This is a genomic window from Staphylococcus arlettae, assembly GCF_002902345.1.
Taxonomy (GTDB): domain Bacteria; phylum Bacillota; class Bacilli; order Staphylococcales; family Staphylococcaceae; genus Staphylococcus; species Staphylococcus arlettae.
This window is the reverse complement of sequence record NZ_PPQB01000005.1, coordinates 28,376-43,245: the sequence shown is the minus strand read 5'-3', so window position 1 is coordinate 43,245 and position 14,870 is coordinate 28,376. Positions and strand designations below refer to the sequence as shown.

Here is a 14,870-nt window from a genome sequence, read left to right as displayed (position 1 = left end):
ACGTATTATACGTTTAACGCCTTTTGATTATTAATTTGATTTATTTTTTCTTCTTCTTACAACCAGTAATAGTGATCCAAATAAGGCTAATACACCTGTGTAAATATAACTATTAATACCATCGTTTCCTGTTTTTGGTAACTCATTTATAGTATTGTTACTATTATTATTTAGATTTTCTGATGACATTGCTTTGCCGTCTTTACTTAATGCTTTAGGAGCAATTACTTCACTTGTTACTGTTGATGATGTTTCTTTATCATCTTTGCTTGATTCTTCTAGTGTTACTTTATTCACATCTTCAATCGACGCTGTTGGTGTCGTTAATTTATTAGTTTTGCCTGATTCTTCTGACGTCACCTCATTACCATCTTCGCTTAGTATTGTTGGTATCGTTTCTTTACTATCTTCACCTGATACTTCCGGCTTCATTTCTTTATCGTCTTCACTTGCTGCTGTTGGTAATACATCACTATTTACATTTGGTACTTTTATACCTGTTAACTTATCTAATCTTTCTTGTAAGTTGACCTGTTTATCTTGTGGTAAGACATTTACTTTTTCTGAGGCAACTTTTTTCGTTGCTTCAGCTTGTTGAGCTAAGTCTATTAAATCTTGATGTTCTTTTGGATTAATAACACCATCTTCGTTAGCTTTTGCTAATGCTGCTTTTGCCACCTTGTCTGCTTGTTCAGCTTCTTCTACAGCTTGAGTTGCATCGGCTGTTGCTTGATCTAAGTCGTTCGCAACACCATTACTATTTTTGTCATTGATTACTGGAACATTAATTCCTGTTAATGCTTCTAATCTTTGTGGTAAGTCTCCTTTTTGACTTTCAGATAGCGCATTTACTTTCGCTTCCGCAGTAGCTTTGGTTGCTTTTGCTTGTTGAGCTAAGTCCATTAATTTATTGACTTCTTCTTGGCTAATTTTTCCATCTTCGTTAGCTTTTGCTAATGCTTCTTTTGCCGCCTTGTCTGCTTGTTCAGCTTCTTCTACAGCTTGCATTGCTTCGGTTTTCGCTTGGTCTACGTCATCTGCAACACCGTTACTGTCTTGGTCATTCATACTTGGGATATCAATGCCTGTTAGTTTATCTAACCTTTGTGGTAAATTACCTTTTTGATTGTCAGCTAATGCGTTCACTTTCATTTCTGCTTTAGCTTTTGTTTCTTTCGCCTTTTTAGCTAAATCCGTTAATTTCTCAACTTCTTTTTGGCTAATCCTTCCATCCTCATTGGCTATAATTAATGCTTCTTTTACAGCTTTGTCCGTTTTTTCAGCTTCTTCTACAGCTTGAGTTGCATCCGTTTTTTCTTGGTCCATATTGTCATCTTGTCCAGGAATTGCATTATTCGTCACGGTAGGTACTACAATACCTGTTAGTTGAGCTAATACTTCGTTAAATGCTGCTTTCTTTTCTTTTAATTGTTTCGGTGTTTCTGGTAATTCTTCGACTAATACTTCTGCTGTCGCTTTTGTTTCTCTCGCTAGTTTAGCTAAATCTGTTAATTTGTTGACTTCTTCTTGGCTAATTTTCCCATCTGTGTTGGCTTTAACTAGTGCTTCTTTCGCTTTTGCATCAGCTTGTTTCGCAGCTTCTACTGCCTTAGTTACATCAATTAACGTACCGTCCAACTCATCTGCCAAGCCGTTGCTTTCTTGGTCATTTATGTTTGGAATATCAATGCCTGTCAATTTGTCTAATCTTTCTGGTAAGTCTCCTTTTTGACTTTCAGGTAAAACATTAACCTTTTCCTCTGCTGTAGTTTTTGTCTCTTTTGCTTTCTTAGATGCTTCTTCTAACTCCTGATATTCTTTCGGATTAATAGCGCCATCTGCTTTGGCTTTAGTTAGTTTATCTTTCGCAACTTTGTCAGCTCGTTCAGCTTCTTCTACAGCTTTCGTTGCATCGGCTCTGGCTTGGTCCATATTGTCTTGTTGTCCTGGTATTACATTATCCGTTACTGTTGGTACTGTAATTCCTGTTAATTGAGCCAATACTTCATTAAATTCTGCTTTCTTTTCTCTTAATTGCTTTGGTGTTTCAGGTAATTCTTCGACTAATACTTCTGCATTTGCTTTTGTTTCTTTTGCTTGATTAGCTAATTCTGTCAATTTGTTGACTTCTTCTTGGCTAATTTTCCCATCCTCTTTAGCTTTTGCTAACGCTTCTTTGGCAGCTTTGTCTACTTGTTTTGCCTTTTCTACTGCCATAGCTACATCAGCTAACGTACCATCTAACTCATCTGCCAAGCCGTTGCTGTCTTGATCATTGACATTTGGTACTTTAATACCTGTTAATTTATCTAATCTTTCTTGTAAATTGTCTTGTTTATCTTTAGGCAATTTATTTACTTTTTCTGATGCTGCCTTTTTCTTTGTTTCTGCTTGATTAGCTTCTTCAGTTAGCTCTTGATGTTCTTTTGGATTAATAGCTCCGTCTTCTACGGCTTTAGCCAACTTTTCCTTCGCCACTTTATCCGCTTTTTCGGCTTCCTCAACAGCTTTCATTGCTTCATCATTCGCTTGATCTAAGTCATCAACAACACCATTACTATCTTGGTCATTTATGTTTGGAACATCAATGCCTGTTAGTACTTCTAATCTTTGTGGTAATTCTCCCTTTTGATTTTCAGGCAATGTTTTTACCTTTGCGTCAGCTGTAGCTTTTGTTTCTTTTGCTTTCTTAGATGCTTCTTCTAACTCCTGATGTTCATTCGGATTAATGACTCCATCTTCATTGGCTTTAGTTAATTTATCCTTCGCAACTTTGTCAGCTCGTTCAGCTTCTACTACTGCTTTCGTTGCTTCATCTTTTGCTTGATCTAAATCATCCGCAACACCATTGCTATCTTTGTCGTTGATTCCTGGAATATCAATGCCGGTTAACTTACTTAACCTTTGTGGTAAGTCTCCTTTTTGACTTTCAGATAAAGCATTTACCTTTGCCTCTGCTGCTGCTTTTGTCTCTTTTGCTTGTTTAGATGCTGCTTCTAATTCTTGATGTTCGTTTGGATTAATAACTCCATCTTTATTGGCATTAGCTAACTTTTCTTTTGCCTCTTTGTCAGCTCGTTCAGCTTCTTCCACAGCTTTTGTTGCTTCATCTTTTGCTTGATCTAAGTCATCAGCCACACCATTACTATCTTTGTCGTTGATATTTGGGACATCAATGCCTGTTAATTTATCTAACCTTTGTGGTAAATCAACCTTTTGATTTTCGGGTAATGCTTTTACTTTATCCTCTGCTGCAACTTTAGTTTCTTTTGCTTTCTTAGATGCTGCTTCTAACTCTTGATGTTCTTTCGGATTAATAACACCATCTTCGTTAGCTTTAGTAAACGCTTCTTTGGCAACCTTGTCTGCTTGTTCAGCTTCTTCTATTGCTTTCGTTGCTTCATCTTTTGCTTTATCTATGTTATCCGCAACACCATTGCTATCTTTGTCGTTGATTCCTGGAATATCAATGCCTGTTAATTTATCTAACCTTTGCGGTAAATCTCCCTTTTGATTTTCAGATAAAGCATTTACTTTCGCCTCTGCTTCTTTTTTCTTTGTATCTGCTTGATTAGACGCAGCTTCTAATTCTTTATGTTCGTTGGGATTAATAACACCATCTTCGTTAGCTTTTGTTAACGCTTCTTTGGCAACCTTGTCTGCTTGTTCAGCTGCTTCTACAGCTTTTGTTGCTTCAGCGTTTGCTTTATCTATGTTATCCGCAATACCGTTACTGTCTTGGTCATTTATATCTGGGACAGCAATGCCTGTTAATACTTCTAATCTTTGTGGTAAGTCTCCTTTTTGACTTTCAGGCAATGCTTTTACCTTTGCCTCTGCTGCAACTTTAGTTTCTTTTGCTTTCTTAGACGCTGCTTCTAATTCTCGATGTTCTTTCGGATTAATAACATCATCTTCATTGGCTTTAGTTAATTTATCTTTCGCTGCTTTGTCTGATTGTTCAGCTGCTTCTATTGCTTTTGTTGCTTCAGCTTTTGATTTATCTAGGTCATCAGCCACACCATTACTATCTTTGTCGTTGATTTCTGGAACAACAATGCCTGTTAATACTTCTAATCTTTGTGGTAAGTCCCCTTTTTGGTTTTCAGATAAAGCATTTACTTTCGCCTCTGCTTCTTTTTTCTTTGTTTCTGCTTGATTAGACGCTGCTTCTAATTCCTGATGTTCTTTTGGATTGATAACGCCATCTTTATTGGCATTAGCTAACTTTTCTTTTGCCTCTTTGTCTGCTCGTTCTGCTTCTTCCACAGCTTTCGTTGCTTCGGATTTTGCTTGATCTAAATCATCTGAGATACCATTACTGTCTTGATCATTAATACTTGGGACTACAATACCTGTTAATTTATCTAACCTTTGTGGCAAATCTCCCTTTTGATTTTCAGATAAAGCATTTACTTTCGCTTCTGCTGCTTTTTTCTTTGTATCTGCTTGATTAGACGCTTCTTCTAATTCTTTATGTTCGTTGAGATTAATAACACCATCTTCGTTAGCTTTTGTTGATTTATCTTTCGCAGCTTGTTCTGCTTGTTCAGCTTCCACTACTGCTTTTGTTGCTTCATCTTTCGCTTGATTATCTACCGGTGGTTGCACTTGCCCCTTAGCTTCTTGTTCTTTGATTTTTTTAATATCACTGTTAACTTTTTGAGCAATAGGCTTCATATTGACAGTTTTTAATTCCAAATTAACTCCGTGCACCGGATTTGGATAGTTTGTGTCACTAATTAATTGAACACCAATTTGATCTTTTGCACTATCAATTTCAGTTGCTGATTTTAGTACTAATTTAAAAGTTGCGGAAGCTCCAGCTTTATTCTTTGGTTCTGTTGTAAAACTATAATAACCTAATTTATCACGATTTAAAGTTTTCGTTGCTTCAGCAAGTCCTTTATGTGGTATATAATCAACTAGAACTTTTTCAATTTTTGAGTTTAGTGAATCATTTACTTTTAATGAAAGTGTTTCAAATCTTTTAACCCCTGACCCAAGTTCTTTAGTCAAATCAAAACTTACAACATATTTTCCACCTCTTTTTTCAGTGCTAACATATCGTAAATCATTGGCTGTAATTTTTTTCACATTGTTGTTTGATATCTCTGTGTAAAAATTCCCTTGTCGGTTATTTATTAAATTTTTCATACTTTCCAATACTTTATTAACGTCATTAACTTGATTTTTAGCAACTTTTCGACCAATCAACTTATTATCAATACTATTTCTAAATAAATTATTCCACGTTTTTTCATTCTTTGGTAAATTTAATTTTCTTGCGATATTACGTAAATAAAATTCTCGTTCTTTTTCTGTAAGATGCTGTTTATGTTTTTCTATTATTTCAATCGCATCTCTTCTAGTAGAATTTGTTGTTATATCATTAAACCCACGCATCGAAGAAAAGTACCTTGCTTGATATGAACTACTTACTGAGCGTGGTGAAAATGTATGACTAGCTGCACGGTTTTGTAAAGGTACTACTGGTATATCCGTGTTACTTGGTGGTAGTTCAGGCAATTGTCTTTTACTTCTTTTTAGAGGTGTTGATTTAATATTGAGCTTTACTTTTTGATTAGGTGCTTCACTTATTTTTTGTGCTTCCTTCACTTCTTGTGTTACTTCTTCGATTGAATTATCGTTGTTTAGTTGTTGTTTTACTTCAGGTGTAAACTCTTGCTCATTTTTTTCACCTGACTTTTGCGTTGCTTTATTTTGTGAAGATACTTCTTTTTTGCCTTTTAACTCATCTATGTTTTGCAGTTCGTTTACTTTTTGCGTTTGCTCATTATCTGATTTTTGCACTTCTTTTTCTTCTAAAGGTGCTTTCCCTTCGTCAGTTGCTTCATCTAAGTTTTGAATTTGGTTGACCTGTGTATTTACTTCTTGCTCAAGTGCTTCATCTGCATTTTGTTCGTTACTTTTTTGTCTAGTTACTTCTTTTTTGTTTTTTGACTCATCTGTACTTTGAACTTTATTTTCTTCTGATGTTACTTCTTGCGCTTCTACTTCATCTAGCTTTTGCGTTTTTTCTTCTTGTGAACTTATTTCTTCAACGTCTGATGGTTCATCAGTTTTTTGAGAAGTATTCACTTCTGCTGGTAGTTCTTGTTCTTGTACTTCATCTGTATTTGTTACGTCATTACCTTGTGAAAGTTCTTCATTTTCTTTTGTTGTTGTTTCATTAGATTTAGGTTCTAACTCTTGTGCTTCTGCAGTACTTGGATTTAAAAATAATAATGTTCCAATTAATATTGATGCTGCGCCAACACTATATTTTCTAATAGAGTATTTCTGAACCTTTTTGTTATTATTCATTAAATAACCTCTTCTCCTTTTATATAAATATGGATTTTAAATGTATATTCATAAAGTCTCCAATAATGAAAATTTTCTTAATAACTATCTTTCTAATCACAAATTGGAAAACTTTATTATTCAAAATATTATTTCAATACAGATCATTATTAAATAGCATTTCGAATATTAGTAAAAAACATAACTTCACAAGTAAAATCTACTTAAATATTGAGAAATTTAACAATTAAAGAAAATGAAAACTAACTTGCAAATAACCTACTTTTAATTAAATGTATAAAAGGTTCAAAATTTGTACTCAATAGTTAATTGACGTAAAAAGGGAGTGGGACAGAAATCTGATTTTGAAAAAATGATTTCGTCGTCCCACCCCGGCAAGGATGACTAGCGTTGAACAAGCTTGGTTTGAAGCGCATTTTCAATGCAGTCAGCTACTGCCAATATGAAAAGAGACTAGGACGAATCAATATTGTCCCAGCCTCAATGATTTTATAAAATTGTATTTATTAATGTAAAAAAATGAAATGTTAAAATATTATAAAATTAAAAACCGCAGATAAATATCTGCGGAGAACTAAATGTTGGTATAACAAACATAGGACTATGGACTATGAGATAAGTCCTGCCCTTAAAATAACATCCATCATTTACTATATCTATGTATTCAATAGTTAAAGTAAAAATTGTATTTCCAGAAGTAAAAATTCGCTATATTTCCCGTTAAAGTGATAGATTTTATAATTTTACTAAACGTTAAATTTCCTATTTCATAGTCTTTAGATGTGCTTTAATTAAAACTTAAAATGTATAATTAAAATTAAAAACCTCCCTTATTAAAATAAGAGAGGTAAAGTAAATTATGCAATACTAAATAAACTTTAAATTATTATAATAGAAAACATAAGGTATAGGCATGAACTACCTATACCAGTATATTAAATTAGATTACAGGATTTTGTAAATGCTTTTAATTATAACAGTAAATATTATATAAATGAAAGTAAAATATTGAGTCTACAGTAATTAGTAGTATATATAAATTTGATAATTGGTACAATTTTTACTAAACGCATCGATTTTTTACTATGATTGATAAACTAGATAAATAACGCTTATTTCTTGATATAATTTAATTAGTCGCTACCAAACGACTAAAATCTTACTTACAACTATAGCAAAAGTAGTACTGCTTTACTTAGCAAGTACTACTTTTTTAATGATTAAAAATCTAATCAAACCACTACTTCCATCATAATATTTTACTTATATTAAGTTAATATTTACTATCCTATAAAAGGTAATACACAATTATATTCATACTGTTATAATGAATTTAGAGTTGCTGCAATGGTAACTTTTATGTACAAGTATAAAGCCAAACAAAGTTTAGCATTGGGCCATATGAATTGGACCGATGCTTTTTTTGATATTAAGGTTAATTTATGACATGAAGGTTTTCTTTTCAAAATAAACTTGCTTTTACATGCCACTTAGATGAACAGTATTCATAAATAAAGAGAGACAACTTCTCTCTTTATTTATGTTTGCGTATATAATATGTAAAGGTTAATTATTAATACTAGCATCGTGAAATATACCATTTTATATTTCATTAAACTTTCATGTATAATATTTAAAACCATAGCGATATGAAAAATTATTAAAAAAATACTACAATCATTAAATTTATTATATTTTATATAGATCAAAAATAATACAGAACTTAAAATTATAATTACACCAAATGTAATTCCTATTACTTTTAATGCTTTTTCAGAAACTTCTTTATTTTTCATTGTTAAAATAAATACTAATGCAAATATTACTAATATCAAAGACGATCCAAACCATGCTTTAGTTACTTCTAGTTTCATAATTACAAAATGGTTTATGGCTAATGAAATATATATTAATAGATATATTATGAACACTAGCGCGTTAATAAAGATTAAGTTATTTTTACCTTTCATTATAAAAATATCCTTCCAATTAATTTAATTTTCTCTATTAAATTAATTGTACATATTAAGCTCTGTATTTCATTTGCGTATGTCATCAAAATCTTTACTATTTTAAATTATGCTATATATAACCATTCATCGAACTCATAATACTAGTTACTTCTCTAAAAGATTCTTCAAAAGCTTTATCCATATTCTTTCTAACCCGCAACATTGTTTCTTCAAGTATCATTACCAACACCCCTTCAAAGTGAATTAATTAAATTCAATTCGATTATATACCACAACAATTGCTGTATCACTTTAAGACTAAAAAAAGTTATTTATTATAAAATTAATTGCGTTATATTAAAATCATATAAATAATTTAATATATTGTTATATAAGGGGTGAGACAATAATGAAATTAGCAGTGTATTCCATAAACATAATTAATTATATATTCATTTCAGCAATGTTTCTATTATCTATTACACCACCCAATTGATATGGAGCTGACAAATTAGATGTCTTTATATCAAATAGTAGTGCGTTATTAATATTTTCTATACTTATGTTTTTTATTTCTAAAAACACTAAGACAATATGGAAAATTAGCATTTTTCTTAATTTAATCAACTTATTTATATTAACTCCACTCATAATGTTCGTGTTATTTTTTGGTATACCATTTACTTAATTACTTAGGAGGTACTAATGAAAAAATTGTTATAACTTTAATGTTAGCTGCTTTATTATTTTCTCAAATATCATTTGAAGGATTAGCTGAAACACAACAATATAAGTGATGAAGAAATTAGAGAATTAGCACAGATTAGCCATTTTCAATTCATATCTATTGTTTCTCAATCGCTATTGTTCCATCAATCATTATTTTTGAAACTCCGCCTAATTTCAATACATTTTCCTTTTTAATATAAACTCTACCATTTCTGTTTATACATTCTCCTTGAGAATTTGAAAATTCTTTTTCCTCTAATAAACCGTATAAATCATTCATTACAGCAACACAACCATTACCACTACCACAAACTGGATCTTCGTCCACACCTTCTTTCGGAGCAAATGAACGAACTTCAAAAGTCGTATCTTTATCTTCTTTGTTTTTACCGAAAATCGTTACACCAGTGGTACCTTCATAAATATATTGTTCCATCAATTTAAAATTAGGTTCAATATTTTTAACAATACTCGCATTTTTTAATTCCAAAGTTAGCCATTCAGCACCGATATTAATATTTTTAGAATGAACTACATCACTTTTTTTGATACCTAAACTATCTATTATTCCATCAAACTGTCGGTCTTGTAACTCACTAATTTTAGGCTCAGGCAAACTAAAATATGTTTTATCTTCCGTAAAATCTATTTTCACCAAACCTACTCCACATTCTTGTACGAGATAATTTTTATTTTTAGGCACTAAACCATTTTGTAAAATAGCAAAAGATGAACCTATAGTTGGGTGACCAGCAAAAGGTAACTCATTGTTGGGAGTAAAAATTCTCAATTTGTAATCTGCATTTTCATCTTCAGGTTTACAAACAAAAGTTGTTTCAGATAAATTAGTCCAACTTGCTATATCTTTCATTTGTTCTGACGTTAAATCATCAGCATCAAAAATTACTGCAACAGGATTACCTTTAAATGCTTCATTTGGAAATACATCAACTTGCTTAAAATTTAAATACTTCATAACCAAACCTCCAAAATTAAATTGAGACTAAAAAAATACATTTACTTATACTTCAATTACTTTCTTTATGTTAATTCTTATAATAATTTATTTAAATGATAACATGAAGAATAAGATAACTAACTATTAATTTCCACAGTAGTATTTAACTTATTGAACATTCATCTAATAAACCTATTAATAATATAATATTCTCGCAGTAACAGGCTTGGTTAATTGTATTACTATCAAAACAAGAAGAAACTCATTTAACAACATACAAAACAAAGGAGCAATATATGGATAATTGGATTAACTTTATTATAATGTCATTACTTATTCTTATAGCGCCTGGACCAAGTTTTTTTGCTGTTATAAAAAATAGCGCTCACGGTGGAATTAAAAGTGGTATTTTTACAACATTTGGTATAGCTAACGCTCATTTAATTTATGCTACTTTGGCAACTCTAGGTATTATATTTATATTCGTAAGTTCCCAAACCGTATTTTTTATAATTAAAATATTAGGTGCAGCGTATATTATTTTTCTTGGCCTTAAAAACATATTAAATGCCCATAAATTTGAATATAATACTATGGAAGTCACGAAAACAACAAATGCGAATTTATTCAAATCATATCAACAAGGATTTATAACTATGATTCTAAATCCAAAAGCAATTCTATTTTATATAAGTATTCTACCTCAATTTATAAATCATCAAAGTAACCAAAATGTACAAGTCGCATTACTTTCAACATTATTTATTATAACTGTAATTACATGATTCAGTTTTTGCACTTTTGTTTTCAATTATATCAAAGCAGTTTTTGAAAAACCTAAATTTAAAATGATATTTAATTATATTGTCGGGACAACACTAATCGCTTATCAATCAAAATATTAACTACAAAGCATTAAAATTGTGATCTTAGTAATTTTATTCTAATTATCTTTTTAACAATGAACTTCATAAAACTTCAACCATCTCGAAATTTATCGAAGAGTCGGCTAATAATATCATATTATGCCGACTTTTGTTCACAAGTTTACTGTAAATGTCCTTGTCTATGACTAATAAATTGTTTCCTTCCATACTATTAAATAAAGCAGCATATCAACATTTTGCTAAATAAGATATAGCGAGGAATATCGAATAAACGGAGAGTGAGGGATTGGCAAATTCATATTATTATTAAATTACATGGCTTTTATTGTCCATATTTTGCCCGCTTTAAAATTTTCTACATTAATCACTCTACTTAATTTCAATTATATCCTTCAAATTAAACTCACTTAATCCATTTCCAAAAAGTATGCGACATTGCAAATGACGTGAAAATAACACGCAAATAAAAAGACCACCTATAGCAAAGGTAGCCTATCTGTACTTATTAAAAAATCTAAATATTGTTCTATTTATAATACTTTATAAACCTCACTATATATAATATATAGGCTATAAATATAAATATATTCATTAATATTACCTGATTACTATTAATATTACCAAACTTGATACTAATCATTGTCCAAAGTGCTATTACTAAAAATAATAATAAACATACCCATATGTTAAAAACTATTTTCATAGTATCACTCCTTAAATATTAGCAGAAAGTTGCTCCTCCAGTTAATCCACCACCTACTGCCCCACCGACTGCTCCAACTACTCCTCCACCTACTGTACCTACTATTGGTAAAGTTACAGTTCCGACTCCAGCACCAGCTAATCCTAACGTAGTACCTCCTGTAACAGCTCCTCCTGCTATACCAGATATACATTTTCCAATGCCTCTATCTTGGTACATATTTTGAGCATATACACCTAAATCACCATTATCTTCAAAATATACTAGAGAAATGTTATTACCATTTCTATCTTTTGCAATTGATGGTAATTTTTCAATATCACCCGTGTTTTCATTTCTTAAAGATGCTATACCGTTTTTATCAATGTCATAAGTAACATTTTGATTCAAATCAATTCTAGCCGTATGGTCATTTACCTTAACGATTTTGCCTGAACTATTTCCTGTGCTGTATGTCTCATTTCTTTCAGCAGCATAAGAGTAATTATCAACTAAATTAGGACTAACTGTTACTCCAGTACTAATTGCTAATGCAATAAACCCTTTTATAAATCTTCGTTTGTAATTTAATGTTTTTGCCATTTTACTCACTTCTGATAGGTATTTGAGATATAAAAACAACTCTATAAATTTATTAAAATAAGTAGTTTAAAAACTTAATGAATTAAGCATCTCTCCAGCATTTTGGGAAACGTTTACAAAAATAATACAAGCTTATATTGTTAAAATCTATAGAAATTTATAATAAGTAAAAATATTACATATATATGTAATAGCCACTTTAAAACAAAACCCTACTTCTATTAGTAGTCAATATCTTTTTAATACTAGTGTGACGTTAAATACAAATAAAGCAGTCACAACCACTTTTAAAGAATTCTTATTGGAAAACAATACGGGGAACTAAACATTACATGCCTTACGACACACGCGTCTATGCAATTGGGTAAAGGTTTCTCTATACAATATGTTAGCAAAAGATTAGGTCATGCAGACATAACGACTACCCTATCCATATACAGTCATTTATTAGAAGAAAGTCAAAAACAAGAAGAAAATAAAACACTGGAAGTCTTACGTAGCATGTGATTCAAAGGTTTCATGTCAACAAACCTTAAATTTTGACATGAGAGTGACATTTTTTATAAAAACTAACCATAAACAAAAACACCGAAACCCTATTGTATCAAGGATTACGGTGCTTCATAAAAGCTCAAAATATGTATTGAACGGAGAGTGAGGGAGTTTATAAACCCCACAAACCCAGTGTTTAAGTCATTTCGTTGGCGTACCGTTGGCGTAAAAAACCACCTTACAAAAAGGTGGTTTATCTTTAAATCGTGATTCTAATTCTTTCAGATTTATTGCCAATGGCCACATCAATTATTGTTTCATTGTGTAATTTTCTTGGATTATGAACATCTAAATAAGCTTTGCCATCCATTGTGATTAAATATGCTTTTGTTTCAGTGAAACCTACACTATCTTCATTATAAATAGATGCTACTAATTCTTGCTTAGAATGGCCATATATATGTTCCGCTTCAATTGGAATTCTTACATATTCACCAACGTTTTCTGATTCATTTGTATTTGGTTTCGCAAAATCAAAGAAACTTTTAACTGTAGAATTTAAATCTATTGAAATTAATTCTGAAGCATTTTTATAGATTAAATACGTATTTCCGTTAATAATTGCTGTACGCTTAAAGTCATCTGTACATGCAATTGCTCGTTGTGAAAAGTAATCTAAATAAGAAAATCTTGTTGCAAGATCATATGGCTGTTGTAAATCAATGTCATCTTGTATAAAATCATTTAATTTTAAACCAAATGTTAATTTAGCTGAAACTTCATACCCGCTTAAAGACGTATCAAAAACAAATTCGCTATTTTTAATATCTGTTAATTCCCAAGTTGTTCTAGTTGTGCGACCTTTAAGTGCTGGTAAATACATATTATCTTCTTTATCTTTGTCATGGTATACCGTTAATTCTTTAGGCAATTGTTTTTTTACATCTTTAGGTAAATTTAATTTAGGTGTTTTTGGTTTACCTTTGATTTTCACATTACTCGTTTCATCATTTGTAATAGTTGCTTCACTTGTAAAAATAATTTCATCTTTATCAAATGATATTTCTTTGATATAACTTCTTGCTGTAACGTCTGATTTAACTTCAGAATATGAAATAGCTAACTGTGGAGAATTTAATTCCAATATCTTATCTAATATTTGGCTTCTTGTGTCTAACCTTGAAATAACTTCATCAGTTACATATTTATCTTTCCATGCTTTAGCATTTTTAAATTCAACTTCTTTAGTTTCATCTTTTTTACTGTGGAAATTTTTTCTAATCGTTCCTAATACTCGTGAATTATACCAATGTGTAATCATCGTTGTTCTATCATCTTCATTTAAGTTTTTAGTAAAGAATTCGGCTAAATTATTTAATTGTTTCCATTTATGTTCTAAATCTTTACCAAAGTTTGCAGATACATTTTGCTCTCTCCAATGATAAATCGGGTAATCTGCTAATATACCAATTTTAGGGTTCTTACTATATACAAGACAAGAATACATAACATCTTCCCACCACATCTTGCTGCCTTCAGAGAAAAATAAGTTATTTTCTATTAAGAAATCTTTTCTATACAATTTAGGTACTGTCATAGGACCCATAGAATTAACGCCATCATTTTGTACATCTATTCTATTTTCTTTATATTCTTTCCAACCCCATGACCAACCTTTAGTTCTAATAACTTTAGGATTGACGACATCTAAATTATTTTCTTCAGCAAATGCGTACATACGCTCTAATGCTTGTGGGAAAATTGAATCATCATCATCACTAAAAAATATGTATTTTGATTTTGCTATTTTTATCCCTTTGTTTCGTGGTCTACTTGACCAACCAGATGGTGTAATTCTATGAACAAAGAAATTATCATGTTTATCTGCCTGTTCTTTCAACCTTTTATATGCTGTGAAATCACTTGAACCATCATCTATAAATATTACATCAAAATCTTCTTTATCCATTGTTTGTTGTTCTAATGAACTTATTAAACGCTCCAATACTTCTTTTTTGTTATTGAAACTAGGTATAACTACGCTTATTTTTTTCACAATAAAACCTCCCCTTACATTAATATAAATATTATCATATTTTCTCACACAAATACACATTCATTTTCGATATATTTTTTCAAAAAACAACCCACCTATTCATTTAGGTGGGCTTTTGCGTATTCGTATAGTTTTTCTGCGGTACCTAATTTTAAATTATCAATATCGCGTTTGCCTGTTCTCA

6 protein-coding genes are annotated in these 14,870 nt (G+C 30.9%); 1 reads left to right on the top strand and 5 read right to left on the bottom strand.

The annotated features are described in order from the left end of the window. Positions 1-30: 30 nt before the first annotated feature. The 3 genes from CD036_RS00400 to CD036_RS00385 all read right to left on the bottom strand — a co-directional run bounded on the left by CD036_RS00400 (position 31) and on the right by CD036_RS00385 (position 9,984). Complete coding sequence (locus CD036_RS00400) at positions 31-6,327, bottom strand: GA-like domain-containing protein (protein ID WP_103388007.1); 6,297 nt, start codon at positions 6,325-6,327, stop codon at positions 31-33. A 1,538-nt stretch (positions 6,328-7,865) separates the two neighbouring features. Beyond that, a complete protein-coding gene (locus CD036_RS00395) occupies positions 7,866-8,297 on the bottom strand; it encodes a hypothetical protein (protein WP_103387784.1) in 432 nt (143 codons plus the stop codon). Between the two features lie 826 nt (positions 8,298-9,123). Continuing rightward, on the bottom strand, positions 9,124-9,984 hold the full coding sequence (locus CD036_RS00385) for a PhzF family phenazine biosynthesis protein (protein WP_002510539.1): 861 nt from the start codon (positions 9,982-9,984) through the stop codon (positions 9,124-9,126). A 278-nt stretch (positions 9,985-10,262) separates the two neighbouring features. Here CD036_RS00385 and CD036_RS00380 point away from each other — a divergent pair, with 278 nt between their 5' ends. Beyond that, positions 10,263-10,751, top strand: a complete 489-nt coding sequence (locus CD036_RS00380) for a LysE family translocator (protein ID WP_244913818.1) — start codon at positions 10,263-10,265, stop codon at positions 10,749-10,751. 823 nt (positions 10,752-11,574) lie between these two features. On the opposite strand, the gene CD036_RS00375 is transcribed toward CD036_RS00380, so the two are convergent. Both CD036_RS00375 and CD036_RS00370 read right to left on the bottom strand, forming a co-directional pair. Beyond that, positions 11,575-12,138, bottom strand: coding sequence for a hypothetical protein (locus CD036_RS00375; protein WP_103387782.1), 564 nt, complete (start codon positions 12,136-12,138; stop codon positions 11,575-11,577). Between the two features lie 751 nt (positions 12,139-12,889). Beyond that, positions 12,890-14,686 carry a glycosyltransferase family 2 protein gene (locus tag CD036_RS00370; RefSeq protein WP_103387781.1) on the bottom strand — a complete coding sequence of 599 codons (1,797 nt, stop codon included), beginning with the start codon at positions 14,684-14,686 and terminating at the stop codon, positions 12,890-12,892. Positions 14,687-14,870 lie beyond the last annotated feature (184 nt).

Coding starts and splice junctions, on each gene's coding strand:
- CD036_RS00400 (WP_103388007.1), bottom strand. CDS start 6,327: ATGAATAATAACAAAAAGGTTCAGAAATACTCTATTAGAAAATATAGT.
- CD036_RS00395 (WP_103387784.1), bottom strand. CDS start 8,297: ATGAAAGGTAAAAATAACTTAATCTTTATTAACGCGCTAGTGTTCATA.
- CD036_RS00385 (WP_002510539.1), bottom strand. CDS start 9,984: ATGAAGTATTTAAATTTTAAGCAAGTTGATGTATTTCCAAATGAAGCA.
- CD036_RS00380 (WP_244913818.1), top strand. CDS start 10,263: ATGGATAATTGGATTAACTTTATTATAATGTCATTACTTATTCTTATA.
- CD036_RS00375 (WP_103387782.1), bottom strand. CDS start 12,138: ATGGCAAAAACATTAAATTACAAACGAAGATTTATAAAAGGGTTTATT.